Origin of the sequence: Candidatus Azobacteroides pseudotrichonymphae genomovar. CFP2 (assembly GCF_000010645.1) — a bacterium.
Lineage (GTDB): Bacteria > Bacteroidota > Bacteroidia > Bacteroidales > Azobacteroidaceae > Azobacteroides > Azobacteroides pseudotrichonymphae.
On record NC_011565.1, the window covers coordinates 469,910 to 489,236 of the forward strand.

Below are 19,327 nucleotides of genomic sequence, written 5' to 3' on the forward strand. Positions count from 1 at the left end.
AAAACAAAAGAACTGAATAAAAACAGCTAGCAATGAAATACATGGGATATATTCACTTCAATAATGCAATGCTTTCTTCTAACGATTTGATTTTACTTTCTGCATCGGCTTGCTTTTTATATTCTGCTTCAATAATTTGTATTGGAGCTTTGGAAACGAAATTTTCATCATTTAATTTTCTCAATATCAAGGATAAAAAATCACGATAATATTGCAAATCTTTTTCCAATTTATTCAATTCATCTCTTTTATGAATGTTGTATTTCATTGGAACAGCGCATTCAATCGTCTTTACTAGAAAAGGGATAGATCCAACAGTCTTTTCTTTTACTTGTTCAATAGTAGAAAGATTTGACATTTTAATAATTACTGAATTATAATCAGTTTTATAATTTCCCACAATCTGTAATACAAGTTTTTCTTTATTAGAAATTTTTTTTTGCAATCGTATTGTGCGAATATTTGAAACAATTTCCTTTGCTTCTTCCATCCTTACTAGATTTCCTAACCCAGATTTAGTAATTGGCATTGCTGATATCATAATACTTTCGCCATCCTTTCGTTCTTCCAAGGATTGCCATAATTCTTCAGTAATAAATGGTATAAAAGGGTGAAGAAGTTTAAGTAACGAATCAAAAAATCCTAATGTTATTTGATATGTCTTTTTGTCTATTGGCTGTTCATACTCTGGTTTTATCACTTCTAAATACCAAGCTGAAAATTCATCCTTGAATAATTTATAAATATCTACCAAAGCTTCCGAAATTCGGTATTTAGCGAATGAATTATTAACATTTTTAGCAGTTATATTCAACTGTGATTCAAACCATTGAATAGTTAAAGCAGAAGATTCTGGTTGTTCAATATCTGCTGTTTGCCATCTCTTGAGTAATCGGAAAGCATTCCATATTTTGTTATTAAAATTTCTGCCTTGTTTGCAAAGAATTTCGTCAAAAAAAATATCATTGCCGGCTGAAGCGGACAACATTAATCCCATACGGACACCATCGGCCCCATATCGATCAATCAGGTCTAAAGGTTCCGGAGAGTTACCCAATGATTTGCTCATCTTGCGCCCTGATCTATCACGGACAATTCCAGTGAAGTATACATTGTGAAAACATGGCTTTTGTCGAAATTCATAACCAGACATAATCATACGGGCTACCCAAAAGAAAATAATATCCGGACCCGTCACCAAATCAGAGGTTGGATAATAGTATTCAATTTCCTTATTATGGGGTTTATTTACACCATCAAACACAGAAATGGGCCACAACCAACTAGAAAACCATGTATCCAATGAATCTTCATCTTGATGTAAATCAGATAACTGTAATTTTGGATTACCTGTTTTTTCTTTTGCTAATACCAATGCTTTTTCTAGGGTTTCGGCTACTACAAATTTCCCTCCAGGTAAAAAATAAGCAGGGATTCGATGTCCCCACCACAATTGACGAGAAATATTCCAATCTTTTACATTTTCCATCCAATGACGATAAATATTTTTGAATTTAGATGGATAGAACAGAATTGTGTCATTCATAACGGATTCCAATGCTGGTTTTGCTAAATTTTTCATTTTCAAAAACCACTGCATAGATAGTTTAGGTTCAATAGGGACGTTAGTTCGTTCCGAAAAACCAACCTTATTTTCATAAAATTCAACTTTTTCCATCAATCCAAGTATTTCTAAATCTTTTTCTATTTGATCCCGTACAAGGAAACGATCTTTTCCTTCATACTGTAGTCCATGCTTATTTAGTGTGCCATTATCGTTGAATGTATCCAATATTTCAAGCCCGTGTTTTTTACATAATATGTAGTCATTTATGTCGTGTGCCGGTGTTACTTTTAAACAACCTGTACCAAATTCAATATCTATGTAATTGTCTTCAATAATAGGAATTTCACGTTTAGCAAGTGGAACAATTACTCTCTTTCCTTTCAAATGTGCGTTTTTTGAATCATTGGGATGAATACACACAGCCGTATCTCCGAATATAGTCTCTGGACGAGTGGTAGCAATTATAGCATAATTATTTTCTCCCACTATTTTATAACGGATATAATACAACTTTCCTTTTTGCTTTTTATAAACTACTTCTTCGTCTGATATTGCAGTCTTTGCTATAGGATCCCAGTTAATCATTCGTATATCTCTATAAATCAAACCTTTATTATATAAATCCACAAAAACTTTCGTAACACTCTTTGATCTTTGTTTATCCATTGTAAAACATGTTCGTTCCCAATCGCAGCTTGCACCCAATTTTTTTAGTTGTTCTAAAATAATTCCTCCGTGTCTGCGTGTCCAATTCCATGCATACTTTGAAAATTGTTCCCGTGTCAAATTGGTTTTGCTGATACCTTTTTTAGATAGTTTGGCAACTACTTTAGCTTCAGTGGCAATTGAAGCATGATCTGTTCCTGGGACCCAACAAACATTTTTCCCTAACATTCTTGCTCTACGAACTAATATATCCTGAATTGTATTATTTAACATGTGTCCCATATGCAAAACACCTGTTACATTAGGTGGTGGAATAACTATTGTGTAAGGTTGTCGACTATCTGGAACAGAGTGAAAAAATCCTTTCCTTATCCAATAGTCATACCACTTACTTTCTACTTCCAAGGGGTTATATTTTGTAGCTATTTGATCACGTGGCATATTTAAAATAATCTGTACAAAAATAATTTGAGATATGATATAAAAATAATGAAGAGTCAGTATTTACGTCATCACAAAAATAGCATTTTGGAGAAGATTAGCTTACTATTTGTTTATTAACAATAGATATTTTACCTTTGACAAGGTAGTAATCGTTTTTCTACTTTATTATAAGCTGTTTCATATATGACAAAAAAAGAGATCGTTGTTACAATTGCAGAGAATACTGGTATAGATAGAGAGAGCGTTTTAGCTGTAATAGAAGAATTCATGAGGGAAGTGACTTTTTCTTTAAGTTCAGGGGAAAACATATATCTACGTTTTTTCGGTACTTTTAAAGCAAAAAAAAGAGCCGCTAAGCCTGCGCGCAATATAAAAAAGAATACGACGATTTTTCTTCCCGAGCGTTACGTCCCACATTTTAAACCTTCCGACTATTTTAAAAATAAGGTAATAGACGGGATGAAGAAGATTGAAGGGGGAAGAGGCGGTTAATATAAGCCCGTGTATTATATGCTACATGTGTGTAGCATGACTGAATTAAGCTAAAAAAGTCTTTCCTTTCCTTTCCTTTCTCACACTGTATATCGATACATTATTACTGTGATTTAATTTTTTACAGTATACATTCCATAAGGCAAATATACTACCAACAGGCTATATAAAAAAAGCTCATCTACCTAATGTGATGGAAATGAGGATGATCTTTCCTTTTTTCCCATAAAGTTTATTATCAAACCTTTGTCTTAAGTAGACTGGCCAAAAGTCTACAACAATCAAGTGAGTAAAGTCACCACCCAAAAGCATTTGAATCAAAACTCCAGCCCGATTATGTATTCAATCGGGAATTATGCAAGACGAAACAAACCAAGCGGAATTAACTTTCCGCTTAAAGTATAAACATTAGATACAATTGCTTAAGCCTACTACTTATTACTTTATTACTTACAAAGTAATCTAAAGCTAATTATTCTCTGGACGCAATTTTCTAACAACAGCACCAACTTGCCACATTTCACTTTCGTGTAAAGCTTTTAATTCATTGGTCAAGCTTTCTCGATAATCTAATTTGGAATTAGCATCAATAGAACGTTGAGCTTCGTTTCCGGATGCAACTTCTTTATATAATTTTTCAAATACAGGTTTTGTAGCATCATGGAAAGGCCCCATCCAATCTAATGCCCCCCGTTGAGCGGTTGTGGAACAGTTAGCATACATCCAATCCATACCATTTTCGGCAAACAGAGGCATCAAAGATTGTGTCAATTCTTCTACTGTTTCATTGAAAGCTTCGCTTGGAGTATGTCCATTTTCACGCAAAACTTCGTATTGAGCCAAAAGAAGACCCTGGATTGCTCCCATCAAAGTGCCTCGTTCGCCTGTAAGATCTGAGTATACTTCATGTTTAAAATCGGTCTCAAACAAATATCCTGAACCTACTCCAATTCCTAACGCAATAACTCTCTCCAGCGCTTTTCTAGTAGCATCTTGAAAAATAGCATAACTAGAATTTAGTCCTCGTCCTTCAAGAAACATTCGACGAAGAGATGTACCTGAGCCTTTAGGAGCCACTAATATTACATCAATATCCGTAGGAGGAACAATACCTGTTTTTTCTCTGTAGGTAATTCCAAAACCATGTGAAAAATATAGTGCTTTCCCGGCAGTAAGATAGGACTTAATACGAGGCCAAACTTCAATTTGAGCAGCATCAGAGAGAAGGTACTGAATGATTGTAGCACGCTTAACAGCTTCTTCGATTTCAAAGAGAGTTTCTCCAGTCATCCAACCATCAGCAACAGCTTTATCCCATGTTTTCCCACCTTTTCTTTGTCCAACAATCACTCTAAAACCATTGTCTCGCAAGTTTAACGATTGACCTGGACCCTGTATTCCATAACCAATTACAGCAATAGTTTCGTTTTTTAAAACTTCTTGTGCTTTCTTTAAAGGGAATTCCTCGCGGGTAATGACCTTTTCGTCGACTCCGCCAAATTTCATTATTGCCATATAAAAATGTTTTTAAGCATTCAAAATTCTCAAAGTTTAGCTAATTTAAAAAAAAAATATCAATTCAATTTACCCATTAATAATTATTTAGCTTATCCGAATCTTTTCAAGAAGCTTTTTACTTTTTAGCCTAATTAAATTAGGGTGGGAGACGTATCAAAATCTCAACTATAAGGTACTATTTAACTATAATATAAGTTACTATTTAAGTAGCCGAGGTGTATCTTTTTGTATTAAATTTACCACAATTCTTTAGAATTTGATAATGAAAATATTATGAATTTTAGTAACATTCTATCCAATTTTTTTGGAAACAAGTCTCAACGCGATTTGAATGAAATTAGTCCGTTTGTGCAAAAAACATTAACTATTTACTCTTCAGTTGAAAATTTATCAAATGACGAACTACGGGGCCGAACACGAGAGCTGATGATACTTCTTCAAAAAGAAATAGAAATGGAAAAAAATAAGATAGATGAATTGAAAATATTAGTAGAATCTCTTGAACTAGAAGATAGAGAAACAGTATGGAATGAGATAGATGAAATAGAAAAAGATATTATTGAAAAACAGGAAAGAATATTAGACAAAATATTGCCAGAAGTATTTGCTATAGTAAAGGATACTGCTCGCCGATTTGCAGAGAATGAGACCATTGAAGTTACCGCAACGGATTTTGACAGGCAACTAGCTGTTTTTTACGATTTTGTATCTATTCAAAATGACAAAGCAATCTACCAGAATCATTGGTTTGCCGGAGGAAATGAAATTATTTGGAATATGATTCATTATAATGTACAATTATTTGGTGGTATTGTGCTACACAATTGTAATCCAAAAAAGTATATAAAGGATATAGAGGGTCATAATTTTAGCAAAAAAATAAAAGGATATATTGCAGAAATGGCTACGGGAGAAGGGAAGACCCTTGCAGCTACCCTTCCAGTATTTTTGAATGCTATGACCCATAATGGCGTGCATGTAGTAACGATAAATGATTATTTGTCCAAACGAGATTCAGAATGGATGGGACCACTATACATGTTTCATGGGCTTTCAGTTGATTGTATTGACAAACACCGTCCCAATTCCAATGAGCGTCGTAAAGCTTACGAAGCTGATATTACTTTTGGGACAAATAGTGAATTTGGGTTTGATTATTTACGAGATAATATGGCAGTTAATCCTCAAGATTTAGTACAACGTAAACATAACTATGCTATTATAGATGAAGTGGACTCTGTATTGATTGATGATGCTCGTACTCCATTGATTATTTCAGGGCCTGTTGCTAAAGAGGACGACCAATTGTATGTTCTATATCGTTCCAGAGTTGAAAATTTGGTAAATGTTCAAAAAAAATTAACTAATAATTTGTTAATAGAAGCTAAAAAACTTATGGCTTTGGAAGATCCTAAACAACATGAGGAAGGATTGAAACTCCTATTTCGTTCCTATAAAGGAATGCCAAAGAATAAAGCTTTGATAAAATATTTGAGTGAACCTGGTATAAAAATGTCTATGTTAAAAACTGAAGAATTCTATATGCAACAACAAAATCGAGAAATGTATATTATCACTGACGAATTGTATTTTGTAATTGACGAAAAAAATAGATCTGTAGAACTAACTGATAGAGGGATTGACATTTTAACCGGGAACTCTGATGATCCTGAATTTTTCGTTTTGCCGGACTTAGGAACAAAATTTGCCGAAATCGAAAACGAACTAATCACAAAAGAGGAAAAACAGTTAAAAAAAGATGAATTGATGCAAAGTTATGCTGCAAAATCGGAGCGTGTTCATACAATTAATCAATTGTTGAAAGCTTATTGCTTATTTGAAAAAGATGATGCATACGTTGTTCTTGACAATAGAGTAATGATTGTAGATGAACAAACCGGGCGTATTATGGAAGGAAGACGCTATTCTGATGGATTGCATCAGGCAATAGAAGCTAAAGAACATGTAAAAATAGAAGCAGCTACTCAAACTTTTGCCACGATTACTTTACAAAATTATTTTCGTATGTATCGCAAATTGGCGGGTATGACCGGTACAGCCGAAACTGAAGCTGGCGAATTTTGGGATATTTACAAGCTAGATGTAGTAGTTATCCCAACCAATCAATTAGTTATACGAAATGATAAAGATGATAGGCTTTATAAAACTGCTCGTGAAAAATATGCCGCTATCATTAATGAAATTATCACTTTGCGAGAGCATGGTCGTCCAGTTTTGGTAGGAACTACATCAGTAGAAATATCGGAATTATTAAGCCGCATGTTAAATATGCGTAAGATCCATCATAACGTATTGAATGCTAAACTTCATCAGAAAGAAGCAGAAATTGTAGCTCAAGCTGGTCAGACAGGAACGGTAACCATTGCTACCAATATGGCAGGACGTGGTACGGATATAAAACTTTCGACGAAAGCAAGAGATGCTGGAGGATTAGCAATTATCGGTACAGAAAGGCATGACTCTCGCCGAATAGATAGGCAATTACGTGGTCGTTCTGGTCGTCAAGGAGATCCTGGTTCTTCTGTGTTTTTTATATCCCTTGAGGACGATTTAATGCGTTTATTTGCTTCTGAACGTATTGCAAAAATGATGGATAAAATGGGATTTAAAGAAGGTGAAGTTCTAGAAGCGAAAATGCTGAATAATGCTGTTGAACGAGCACAAAAAAAGGTAGAAGAAAATAATTTCGGTATTCGAAAAAGATTGTTGGAATATGACGATGTAATGAATTCACAGCGAGAAGTAATATATAAAAGACGACACCATGCCTTAATTGGAGAACGAATTGGTCTAGATATCATAAATATGATTTATGATGTAGTCAATTCTATTGTAGAACAATATTCTAATTTCAACGATTATAAAGGGTTAAAATCTGAATTATACAAAACATTAGCGATAGAACCTCCTATTTCTGAGGAAGAGTTCAAAAATATGAAAACTACTCATTTAACTGAAGTAATTTTTAACACATCTATCGTAAACTTCAAATGGAAAAATGAGCAAATAGTCCAGATTGTTCAGCCACGTATAGAACGTGCTTATAAAGAGGTTGGAAACAAATATCAAAATATTATAGTTCCGATTACAGATGGGAGAAAGATATATAATGTCAGTTACCATTTGAAAACGGTTCACGATACAAAATCTAGAGAAATTATAAAATCGTTTGAAAAGGCTGTTTTGCTTTCGTCTATAGATGAAGCATGGAGAGAACATTTAAGAGAAATGGATGAATTACACAACTCTGTTCAAAATGCAAGTTATGAGAACAAGGATCCCTTGTTGATATATAAATTAGAATCATTCAATTTGTTTAAAAATATGATTGATACTATGAATAAAAGAGTTATTTCTATATTGATGAGAGGACAGATATATATTAAAAATCAAGAAGTTCGTGAAGCTACTCCAGAAAAAAAGACTAATTACAATCATTATAAAGTGCGGAAAGATGAATTAATAGAAAGTGGCCGAATTCAAGGGAGAACGGCCAAACGCGATACTCGCATACTACAAAAAATAGAACCTATTCGTGTAGAAAAAACTGTGAGAAGAAATGACCCATGTCCTTGTGGAAGTGGCAAGAAATATAAAAACTGTTGTTTTTGACAAATTTACAGTAGTTTCGCTAATTTTGTTCTGGATCAGTTCCCTTTTGAGGGAATACGCGTAATTAGTTTGGAGCTTTATTGATTGGAAATAAATTATACTATATATTTGTGTAATAATGTTTTTGACAAGATAAAATCCATATAAACAATGCCAAGTGGAGAAAAAAGGAAGAGGCATAAAATGTCTACGCATAAAAGAAAAAAAAGGTTGAGAAAAAACAGACACAAAAAGAAAAAGTAGTTTTTTTATTTTGTTAATTTTTTTCGATTTTGGGGTTGAAGGTACGCAAATTCAATGTTGGTGTGTCTTTGACCTTTGATTTTTAGTTAAAAAAGCTAGTACTGTGATAAGTGAGTTAGTGATTGATGTTCAACCTCAAATAATATCTATTGCTGTTCTTGAGGATAAAAATCTGGTTGAATTTCGTAAAGAAGTGCGTGATTTATCATTTTCGGTAGGGAACATTTATCTCGGTAGAGTAAAAAAAATGATGCCGGGTTTGAATGCTGCTTTTGTGGATATTGGAGGTGAAAAAGGAGCTTTTCTTCACTATCGTGATTTGGGGGGTAATATTAATAGTTTAAATACTTTTTTAAAGAAAGTCTTCAGTGAGAAAAGAATACCACCTATTGGAAAGTTTCTATGTTCATCTGCTGAGGTAGCTAAGGATATTTCTATTACCGATATTTTGAAGCAAGGTGATAATGTGTTGGTACAAATTGTCAAAGAGCCAATTGCTACCAAGGGGCCTCGTCTTACTTCAGAGCTCTCCATTGTGGGAAGATGTCTTATTGTTATCCCTTTTGGGGATAGGGTAAGTATTTCGTTAAAGATTCAATCTGACAAAGAGCGTATTCGGTTAAAGCAGCTAGTATGTAGTATTAAGCCTAAAAATTTTTCTGTGATTGTTCGTACATCGGCGAAAGGGAAACAGGCGTCTGAACTTGATAAAGAATTAAAAATATTAGTTAAGCGTTGGAACGATAATATCGTAAAGCTTATTAACAGTAAATCTCCATCTTTGATTTATGAGGAAACTGGAAGGGTACTAGCATTGTTGAGAGACAATTTTGATTCTTCTTTTGAACACATTTATATCAATGATGAAAATATGTTCAATGAGGTGCGCGATTATCTTAGTTTGATTGATCCTCAAAAATCAAATATTGTAAAACTTTATAAAGGGGAATTTCCGATCTTTGACAATTTTGTTATTACCAAACAACTCAAATCGAAATTTGGAAAAATAATTACTCTTAAAAATGGAGCGTACCTTGTTATTGAACATACGGAAGCAATGTATGTTATTGATGTGAATAGTGGAAATCGCTTAGCATTAACTGCTAATACTAATCAAGAGGATGTTATAGTAGATGTGAATATGAGCGCTGCCGAAGAAATTGCAAAACAGTTACGACTTCGAGATATGGGAGGTATAATTGTGATAGATTTTATTGATATGTATGAACAGGTGAACCGTCAAAAGTTGTACGATTCTATGTGTAACTTTATGGCCAAAGATAGGGCAAAACACCATGTTTTTCCATTAAGTAAAGTTGGATTAATGGAAATTACTAGAAAAAGAATACGCCCAGCCTTGGATTTTAATGCTATGGAAACTTGTTCTGTCCCCCTTGGAAAGGGGACCATTAAACCATCTATTTTTTTTACAGATATGTTAGATGAGAAAATTAAAATCGTTGTAAAAAAAATGGGTGTAAAAGAATTCAGTTTGCATATTCATCCATATGTGGCAGCTTTTGTTAAAAAAGGGTTTTTCTCTCTAAATATGAAATGGAAAATTAAATACTCTGTTGGAATACGAATTATTCCTGATCAAAGTTTGGAAATATTGGGATATAAATTTTTTAATAAGAAAAAGGAAGGAATAAATATATAGATATGATCCTATGGGTAAGGATTTTTTGTATTTTTACAAAGTTTTAGAAATTTACGTAAATTATGTTTAGGTTGTTATGAATAAAAAGAGAGTTTATTTATTTGGTAATGGAGATGCTGAGGGTAAGGCAGATATGAGAGATCTTTTGGGTGGCAAGGGAGCTAATTTGGCTGAAATGAACTTGATTGGTCTTCCTGTTCCTCCAGGTTTTACTATTACTACCGAAGTTTGTACAGAATATAATCAGTTAGGTAAGAATGCTGTAATTGAATTGATTAAATTGGAAGTAGAAGAATCTATTAAAAAAATAGAGGAAGCTACGAGTACAAAGTTTGGGGATAGAGATAATCCATGTCTTGTTTCTGTTCGTTCTGGTGCAAGAGTATCTATGCCGGGCATGATGGATACTGTTTTGAATTTGGGTTTGAATGATGAAGCTGTTGTAGGAATTGCTAAAAAATCGGGGAATGAACGTTTTGCATGGGATTCTTATCGTCGTTTTGTTCAGATGTATAGTGATGTAGTTTTGGGAATGAAATCAAATTTTAAATCAGAAATCGGCCCGTTTGAAAAAATTATAGAAGAAGTAAAAAAAATACGTGGAGTGGAATTGGATACCGAATTGACCCTAACCGATTTAAAAGAATTAGTGGTTAAATTCAAGATTGCTGTTAAAAAACAGACTGGTAGGGATTTCCCAAACTCTCCATGGGAACAGCTTTGGGGGGCCATCTGTGCTGTATTTGATAGTTGGATGAATGAGCGAGCTATTCTTTATCGTCAAATGTACCGTATTCCGGAAGAATGGGGGACTGCTGTTAATGTGCAGGCAATGGTTTTCGGAAATATGGGAAGGACTTCTGCCACTGGTGTGGCTTTTACTCGTGACGCTGCTACTGGAGAAGATATTTTCAATGGAGAGTATCTAATTAATGCACAGGGAGAAGATGTTGTGGCAGGTATTCGTACTCCTCAACAAATTACTATCGAGGGATCTAAGCGTTGGGCAATTCAACAAGGCGTCTCTGAAGAGGAACGCAAAGTACGATATCCTTCTCTGGAAGAATCTATGCCTGAATGTGCAAAAGATTTGATTGCAATCCAACAAAAATTAGAAAATTATTTTAAAGATATGCAAGATCTTGAGTTTACTATTCAAGATGGGAAATTATGGTTGCTTCAAACTCGTAATGGAAAGCGAACTGGCACTGCGATGGTAAAAATTGCCATAGATATGTTAAAGCAAGGTATTATTGATGAAAAAACGGTTTTGCTGCGTCAGGAGCCAGAGAAATTAGATGAATTACTTCATCCTGTTTTTAAAAGATCAGCACTAGCGTCTGTTATGCCTATTACAAAAGGGTTGCCTGCATCTCCTGGTGCAGCTACTGGTAAAATTGTATTCCATGCTGAAGAGGCTGAAGAGTTTGTAGCAAAAGGTGAAAAAGTTATTTTGTGTCGTATTGAGACTTCTCCTGAAGATTTACGGGGCATGGCTGTCGCAGAAGGCATTGTGACAGCACGCGGTGGTATGACCTCTCATGCCGCTGTAGTTGCGCGTGGTATGGGCAAATGTTGTGTATCAGCTGCCAATGATTTACAGATAGATTATAAATCTAAAAAAATGGTGATAGGTGGTAGAGTGTTATTGAAAGAAGGTGATTGGATTTCTTTAAATGGTTCCACCGGTTTAGTATACGCAGGTAAGATAGAGACACAAGAGGCAGAATTGAATGATGATTTTAGCGAAATAATGCGTTTGGCAGATAAATATGCTCGTTTAGAAGTAAGAGCTAATGCGGATACTCCTCACGATGCTATGATTGCACGTAAATTTGGTGCTCAGGGAATTGGGCTTTGTCGTACAGAACACATGTTTTTCGAAGGAGACAAGATTATTGCTATGCGAGAAATGATTTTGGCTAAAGATGAGAATGGACGTCGATATGCTTTGGCTAAATTATTGCCTTTACAACGTGCTGACTTCATTGGTATCTTTGAAGTTATGGAAGGTCTTCCTGTAACGGTTCGCTTGTTAGATCCGCCTTTGCACGAATTTGTCCCTCATGATGAAATTGGACAAAAGGAAATGGCTCAAGTAATGGGTATTTCTTATGAAGAAATTCACAATCGTGTTGAAAGTTTGCTGGAGCAAAATCCAATGTTAGGACTTCGTGGTTGTCGGTTGGGTAATTTATATCCCGAAATTACTGAAATGCAAACTCGTGCTATTTTAGAAGCTGCATTAGATTTGAAGGCCAAAGGGATCGAAACATATCCAGAAATTATGGTTCCATTAACTGGTATCCTTTATGAGTTCTTGGCTCAAAGAAAAATTATTGACGATACAGCAAAGGTTATTTTTGAAGAGCGAAAGGATAAAATAGACTACAAAGTAGGAACAATGATTGAAATTCCACGTGCAGCATTAACTGCTCACCGTATTGCTACTTCTGCTGAGTTTTTCTCATTTGGTACTAATGATTTAACTCAAATGACATTTGGTTATAGTCGAGATGATGTGGCTAAATTCTTGCCGATGTATTTGGAAAAAGGTATTCTAAAGGATGATCCATTTGCTGTATTAGATCAAAAGGGTGTTGGACAGCTAGTGGAATTAGCAACGAAAAGAGGTCGTGAGGTGAAGAAGGAATTGAAATGTGGTATTTGTGGAGAACATGGTGGTGAGCCACGTTCTGTCAAGTTTTACGAAAAGGTTGGATTGAATTATGTGAGTTGTTCTCCATTTCGTGTACCTATTGCACGGTTGGCTGCATCTCAGGCTGCTATCGGGCAGAATAAATAATTAATTTATACGTAAAAGTCGTAAGATCCTTTCTTAGTGTTTGAAATTTGAGTTATTGGTAGTTTTCCTTGGAAATGGAAAACTGTCGACGATTTTTCTTGGAAAAGCTAAGATATTTTTTTATTACTAATGATTAATTGATTTTTTTTTAAAATCAAGTATGTGTGTAAGCCTGTATCATTTACAATGAATATATATAGTAAATGTATAGACATATTAAGCATGGAATTTGCTTATTTTAAGTTGCGAAAATAGCTCAGTTGGTAGAGAGTATAACCTTCCCAAGGTTAGGGTCGCGGGTTCGAATCCCGTTTTTCGCTCTGATGCTTTGAGAGATATTAGAAGGGAGGAACAAGGAATAATGTTTTTTTGATGTAATATGGAAGTTTTTCATTCTATTGGTATAATGAAGGACAAAAAATAGATAAAAAAGCAGGAGAGAGTTGCTTCTTTTCGAAAAATTTTATGTACAACTCACGAAATATAAAAGAGATTCTAGTGTGAAAACGGTTAGGATTTAATTTTTGGAGGTTGAATTGTTCCTTTTTTCTCTCTAACTCTAACAGATTTTTTTTGAAAGTTGACTTGAAATATTCCCCTCTTGAGATTCTCAGGAGGGGGGAGCATATTCACTTGATATATATATATATCAAGTGAATGGGGCTAAAAAAACAGTTTTTTTATGGAAAAACTTTGCCCTTTGAATCTTTCAATGAAACGGTACGATTAAAAATCAATTTTCCTTTCTTGGAATCAAGATCTACATTGAAGTATCCTAATCGTTGGAATTGAAAGTTTTCTAATGGGTGAGCATTTTCCAATTCTTGTTCTACTCTTGCTCCAGTTTTTACAATCAATGAATAAGGATTTATTAACTTGTGAAAATCTTTTTCCTCAGAAGGATTTTCTACAACAAAGAGGCGATCGTATAATCTTATTTCAGCCGGAAGGCTGTGTTCTGCAGAAACCCAATGTAGGGTACTTTTTACTTTTCGATTGCTTGCAGGTAATCCGCTTTTTGTTTGTGGGTCATATTCAGCATAAATTTCTTCTATAGTTCCAATTTTATTTTTTTTGACCCCTATACATTTAACAATGTAGGCATTTTTCAAACGGATTTCTCCTCCAGGAGTCATACGGAAAAAATTCTTTGGAGCATTTTCCATAAAGTCTTCTCTTTCTATATATAATTCACGAGAAAACGCAATTTGATGAGTACCAGCCAAATCATTTTCTGGATTGTTTGCAGCTTCCAACATTTCTATTTTTTTTTTCGGATAGTTGATCAAAATCAGTTTTATTGGTTCTATAATTACAGAAACACGTTTGGCTTTTGCATTCAAGTCTTCACGAACAGAATGTTCCAGCAAGGCAATATCTATTAAAGCCTCAAATTTGGTAAAGCCAATTTTTTCTACAAAATTGCGAATAGATTCAGGAGTATAACCTCTGCGGCGCAATCCAGCCAAAGTTGGCATACGAGGATCATCCCATCCTTTAACAAATCCTTCTTTTACCAATTGAAGTAATTTGCGCTTACTCATTATTGTATAAGTTAAGTTTAAACGGTTGAATTCGTATTGAAATGGTCTGTAATTCACATCTTTTGGATAAAACTCTTTCAATTGATCTATAAACCAATCATATAAGGGGCGATGAGTAACGAATTCTAACGTACAAATAGAATGGGTAACTCCTTCAAAATAATCACTTTGTCCATGTGCAAAATCATACATAGGGTAAACTTTCCATGTTTTTCCTGTCCGCTGATGTGGATGATTAACAATCCTGTAAATAATTGGGTCGCGAAAGTGCATATTAGGGTTACTCATGTCAATTTTAGCTCTTAATACCATTGCCCCTTCTGGGATTTCGCCTTTATTCATTTTATTAAATAGATCTAAATTTTCCTCTGAAGGGCGGTTCCTATATGGCGAATTTGTACCTATACGAGTTGGCGTTCCCTTTTGTAAGGCAATTTCTTCTGAAGATTGTTCGTCTATATAAGCTTTTCCTGCTTTGATTAATTGAACAGCAAAATCCCACAATTTTTGGAAATAGTCAGAAGCATAATAAATATTCCCCCAATTGAAACCTAACCATCGAACATCTTCCATAATAGAGTTTACATATTCCATATCTTCTTTTGTTGGATTAGTATCATCAAAACGGAGATTACATACACCTCCATATTTTTGAACAACACCAAAATCTATACAAATAGCTTTTGCATGACCTATATGTAAATAACCATTTGGTTCTGGTGGGAAACGTGTTTGAATTTTCCCATCATTCTTCCCTTTAGCTAAATCTTTTTCTATAATTGATTCTATGAAATTAATGCCCTTTTTTTTATTTCCTCCATTTGTAATATTTTGTGTAATATTTTGCCTATGCATAGTGCATGAAATACAAATTGAATTGCGAAGTTACGGAATTTATTTTTTACTTTTATCTAAAATAAGTTTTTATGAACAATCGTTTTACAAATATATTTAAGTGTATAAAAAGTAAATTAAATAAGTATTGGATAGCTTTTATTATGTTCACTATTGTTACTTTTTTAATAGGAGATAGTACTATTTTCAAACGAATTAGTTATGATCAACAAATTAGCCACTTAAGAAGTGAAATAGAGTTTTATACAAAACAAAAAGAGGAAAACTCGCAAAAACTTAAAGCTTTGCATGGTGACAATAAAAGTTTGGAAAAGTTAGCTCGAGAACAATACCTAATGACTAAAGCTAACGAAGAATTGTTTATTATAAAAGACAAATGAGATTTCAATTTTGAACAGAAATCTTAAATTGAAGATGTAATTTGTGAATAATGTTACAAATGGGAATTAGGTTTTTACTTTTGAAGTCAGTCTTGTTTATCAAAAATTTTCATATCAGGAATTGCAATAGTTGTAGTATCTTGTGCTATTTGGAGAGGGATGTACATTTAAATTCATTTCAGCAGTCGATTGACGACATCGTTATAGTGTAGAATCCTCTTTTATTTAAAAAAATCCGAAACCTAGGTGCAACAAAACAAACCCGCAGTATTTTCTATAATCAACTCTTATTAAGAGTCATAAAGAGTCGTACTTTTTGATATTACCAAGCTGTCTTTCTAGAGATTGCTTGGCTATTGTATATTCGGACTTCATGCTTTCAAAAACCTCTTTCACTGTATTTATTTTTTTTGCTAGGTATGCATTTGCTCCTGCAAATACATATCCTTTCTCCATATTGCCCTTAGCTGCATTATATAATACTTTAATAATGCAATAAGGACTTTGGGTACAATTACAAGTCCTAATACAATGAAATGGACACGTGCGAGGTCTTTCACTACCACTATTTATTTTTTGGATAAATTCGCTGTTTATTGCTCGACCAGGCATTCCCACTGGACTATCAATAATTACAATATCTTTTTTCGAAGAGTGAATATATACCTGCTTAAAAGCATCTGATGCATCACATTCTTTCGTTGTCACAAATATACTACCTAATTGTACTGCGGCTGCACCTAACTTCATGAAACGGTAAATATCTGCACCTGTATATATACCACCTGCCGCAATTACAGGAATATTTTTCTGTGCTTTGTATTGATTCGCCACAGCAACTACATCAGGGATTAATCTTTCCAGCGAATAATTTTCATCCTCAATTTGCTCTTTCTTAAACCCTAAATGCCCTCCTGCTTTGGGACCTTCAACTACTAAAGCGTCGGGTAAATAACTATAATTCTTATGCCATTTATTACAGATGACTTGTGCTGCTCTTGAAGAAGATACAATAGGAACTAATGCTGTTTGGCTTTTGGGTGTCAAATATGATGGTAAATCAAGTGGTAGGCCCGCACCAGAAAAAATAATATCTATTTTTTCAGAAATAGATGTATGAACCATATCTGAGAAATTGGATAGCGCTACCATAATATTTACTCCAATAATACCATTTGTCTTTTCACGCGTCTTACGTATTTCTTCTCTTAAGCCCCAAATACAATCTTTTAAATAGTTTTTCGGAGTTTTCGGATATACCAACCCAAGCCCTGCACATGAGATTACGCCTACTCCTCCTTCATTGGCTACTGCCGATGCCAATCCTGATAACGAAACGGCAATACCCATCCCACCTTGTATGATAGGCAACTTAATTTCCTTATTCCCAATGAAAAAAGGATTCATAACTATTTACTTTTAAAAGTAGATGACCAAATATTATTTTGGCACAAAGGTAAGTCTTTTTATTTAATTTTGTTTCAACTTAATATCTTATTATTAATATCTATTTTTATATGGTACATAGGTTTGATTTTTTAGTTATCGGCTCTGGTATTGCAGGATTGAGTTATTCTTTAAAAATGGCAAACAAAGGAAATGTTGCTATTCTTTGCAAAACTACCTTAGAAGAAACTAATACCTTTTATGCTCAAGGAGGAATTGCTTCCGTTACATTGCCTTGGGATGATTTTGAGAAACATATCAATGACACTTTGATTGCAGGTGATGGACTTTGTAACAGGAATGTAGTTGAAAAAGTTGTTCGCGAAGCACCTCAGCAAATAAAGGAATTGATCCGTTGGGGGGTAAATTTTGATAAAGACTCTAAAGGTTCATTTTCTTTACATAAAGAAGGGGGACATTCTGAATGTCGAATCCTTCATCACAAAGATAATACCGGACAAGAAATACAGGAAAGTTTGGTCAATGCTGTTAAACATCACCCAAATATTATTGTATTTGATCACCATTTTGCTATCGAAATTTTAACTCAACATCATTTGGGTATGAAAGTAACAAGGGATACTACAAATATAGAATGTTATGGTGCTTATGTCCTGAACGAAAGGACAAATAAAATTCATACTTTCCTTTCTAAAATTACTATGATTTGTACTGGTGGAATTGGTAATATTTATCAAACTACTACTAATCCTTTGGTTGCCACTGGCGATGGAATTGCAATTGTTTATCGAGCAAAAGGTCTAGTACGAGATATGGAATTTGTTCAGTTTCATCCAACAGCCTTGTATAATCCAATGGAACGTCCAGCTTTTTTGATTTCTGAAGCTTTGCGTGGATATGGTGCTATTTTACGAACGAAAGAGGGCAAAGAATTCATGCATCGTTATGATTCTCGTGGTTCATTAGCTCCACGAGATATCGTGGCTCGTGCTATTGATAATGAAATGAAGAGTAGTGGAAGTGATTTTGTCTATCTTGATCTTACACACATAAATGCGAAAGCAACTCGAAGATCTTATCCTACTATTTACAAGAAATGCTTAAGTGAAGGAATTGATATTACTCATACGTATATACCTGTTATACCAGCAGCTCATTACCTCTGTGGTGGTATTGTAGTAGATGAAAATGCAAAAACAAGTATTCATAGATTATATGCTGCCGGTGAATGTTCATGTACAGGATTACATGGAGCCAATCGTTTAGCTTCTAATTCATTGATTGAAGCTATTATCTATGCTGATGCTGCTGCTCAACACTCAGTTGTGCGATTTAATCAATATGTTTTTAATGAGGATATTCCTCAATGGAATGCTAAAGGGACTTCACTAACTGAAGAGATGGCTTTAATCACTCAAAGTATTAAAGAAGTTGGAGCAATTATGAGTAATTATGTAGGAATTGTTCGTTCTAATTTACGTTTGGAACGAGCGATGAAACGCTTGGAAATTATTTATCGAGAAACTGAAAATTTATTTACACAGTCAGTTGTTTCTCGCAATATTTGTGAGTTGCGTAATATTATATGTGTAGGATATCTAGTTGTTAAACAAGCAATGAAACGAAAAGAAAGTAGAGGATTACATTACAATATCGATTATCAGAAGAAAATAGTGTAATAATTCTCCAAATTCATTTTCATTTTTCTTTTTTTAATTCAAACTTTTTCCATTTTTAGAATGTACCTATGTTGTGCATTGATTTTGTAATCAACATTACCTTTATTTCAATAAATTATTTCGAAGAAAGGTTATTTAATATTTTAACAGAAAGTATGATTATTAATAATCATAAAAAGATTGGATCGAATAACATTGGATAATTTCTATAGACCGAGATTGGTAACTTAATAATTTTTCTTCTCATACTTAACTCCAAGTTTTTCATTCTTGTACTATAATACCAAAGATCTTCAGTTTCTAGTTGAAAGAGTTCTGCAAGAGGACCATGAGCAAAAATAGGCTATACGGAGCACTAAGATCAGTAATAGATTTTCATAAATCGAACCCTATTTTATTTTTTAGCTTTACACCTATATTTATCAAATATTTC

10 protein-coding genes and 1 tRNA gene are annotated in these 19,327 nt (G+C 34.0%); 7 read left to right on the top strand and 4 right to left on the bottom strand.

The genetic code is table 11. The features are described from left to right. Nucleotides 1-52 precede the first annotated feature (52 nt). Nucleotides 53-2,674 carry a valine--tRNA ligase gene (locus CFPG_RS01925; RefSeq protein ID WP_012573358.1) on the bottom strand — a complete coding sequence of 874 codons (2,622 nt, stop codon included), beginning with the start codon at nt 2,672-2,674 and terminating at the stop codon, nt 53-55. Between the two features lie 186 nt (nt 2,675-2,860). Between CFPG_RS01925 and CFPG_RS01930 the strand changes: the two genes are divergently transcribed. Next, nucleotides 2,861-3,169, top strand: a complete 309-nt coding sequence (locus CFPG_RS01930) for an HU family DNA-binding protein (RefSeq protein WP_012573359.1) — start codon at nt 2,861-2,863, stop codon at nt 3,167-3,169. A gap of 468 nt (nt 3,170-3,637) precedes the next feature. On the opposite strand, the gene ilvC is transcribed toward CFPG_RS01930, so the two are convergent. Further along, a complete protein-coding gene (gene ilvC / locus CFPG_RS01935) occupies nt 3,638-4,684 on the bottom strand; it encodes a ketol-acid reductoisomerase (protein ID WP_012573360.1) in 1,047 nt (348 codons plus the stop codon). A 276-nt stretch (nt 4,685-4,960) separates the two neighbouring features. Between ilvC and secA the strand changes: the two genes are divergently transcribed. From secA to CFPG_RS01955, 4 genes are all read left to right on the top strand, one after another. Then, nucleotides 4,961-8,320, top strand: a complete 3,360-nt coding sequence (gene secA, locus CFPG_RS01940) for a preprotein translocase subunit SecA (RefSeq protein ID WP_012573361.1) — start codon at nt 4,961-4,963, stop codon at nt 8,318-8,320. Between the two features lie 346 nt (nt 8,321-8,666). After that, nucleotides 8,667-10,223, top strand: coding sequence for an Rne/Rng family ribonuclease (locus tag CFPG_RS01945; protein ID WP_012573362.1), 1,557 nt, complete (start codon nt 8,667-8,669; stop codon nt 10,221-10,223). Between the two features lie 76 nt (nt 10,224-10,299). Beyond that, on the top strand, nt 10,300-13,029 hold the full coding sequence (gene ppdK / locus CFPG_RS01950; RefSeq protein ID WP_012573363.1) for a pyruvate, phosphate dikinase: 2,730 nt from the start codon (nt 10,300-10,302) through the stop codon (nt 13,027-13,029). Nucleotides 13,030-13,274: 245 nt separating this feature from the next. After that, nucleotides 13,275-13,349: transfer RNA gene (locus CFPG_RS01955), tRNA-Gly, on the top strand. A gap of 360 nt (nt 13,350-13,709) precedes the next feature. On the opposite strand, the gene CFPG_RS01960 is transcribed toward CFPG_RS01955, so the two are convergent. After that, entirely contained in the window at nt 13,710-15,413 is a 1,704-nt protein-coding gene (locus tag CFPG_RS01960; RefSeq protein ID WP_041572512.1) for a glutamine--tRNA ligase/YqeY domain fusion protein, read from the bottom strand. Nucleotides 15,414-15,499: 86 nt separating this feature from the next. Here CFPG_RS01960 and CFPG_RS01965 point away from each other — a divergent pair, with 86 nt between their 5' ends. Continuing rightward, nucleotides 15,500-15,808, top strand: a complete 309-nt coding sequence (locus CFPG_RS01965) for an FtsB family cell division protein (protein WP_012573365.1) — start codon at nt 15,500-15,502, stop codon at nt 15,806-15,808. 297 nt (nt 15,809-16,105) lie between these two features. Here CFPG_RS01965 and CFPG_RS01970 read toward each other — a convergent pair whose 3' ends face one another. After that, nucleotides 16,106-17,215: an NAD(P)H-dependent flavin oxidoreductase gene (locus tag CFPG_RS01970; RefSeq protein WP_012573366.1), complete on the bottom strand. Its 1,110-nt coding sequence runs from the start codon at nt 17,213-17,215 to the stop codon at nt 16,106-16,108. Between the two features lie 110 nt (nt 17,216-17,325). Between CFPG_RS01970 and nadB the strand changes: the two genes are divergently transcribed. After that, nucleotides 17,326-18,894 (top strand): L-aspartate oxidase, encoded by a 1,569-nt coding sequence (gene nadB / locus CFPG_RS01975; RefSeq protein WP_012573367.1) that lies wholly within the window; start codon nt 17,326-17,328, stop codon nt 18,892-18,894. Nucleotides 18,895-19,327 lie beyond the last annotated feature (433 nt).

Excerpts from the sequence above, each read along its gene's own strand:
- CFPG_RS01925 (WP_012573358.1), bottom strand. The coding sequence starts at position 2,674 with ATGCCACGTGATCAAATAGCTACAAAATATAACCCCTTGGAAGTAGAA.
- CFPG_RS01930 (WP_012573359.1), top strand. The coding sequence starts at position 2,861 with ATGACAAAAAAAGAGATCGTTGTTACAATTGCAGAGAATACTGGTATA.
- ilvC (WP_012573360.1), bottom strand. The coding sequence starts at position 4,684 with ATGGCAATAATGAAATTTGGCGGAGTCGACGAAAAGGTCATTACCCGC.
- secA (WP_012573361.1), top strand. The coding sequence starts at position 4,961 with ATGAATTTTAGTAACATTCTATCCAATTTTTTTGGAAACAAGTCTCAA.
- ppdK (WP_012573363.1), top strand. The coding sequence starts at position 10,300 with ATGAATAAAAAGAGAGTTTATTTATTTGGTAATGGAGATGCTGAGGGT.
- CFPG_RS01965 (WP_012573365.1), top strand. The coding sequence starts at position 15,500 with ATGAACAATCGTTTTACAAATATATTTAAGTGTATAAAAAGTAAATTA.
- CFPG_RS01970 (WP_012573366.1), bottom strand. The coding sequence starts at position 17,215 with ATGAATCCTTTTTTCATTGGGAATAAGGAAATTAAGTTGCCTATCATA.
- nadB (WP_012573367.1), top strand. The coding sequence starts at position 17,326 with ATGGTACATAGGTTTGATTTTTTAGTTATCGGCTCTGGTATTGCAGGA.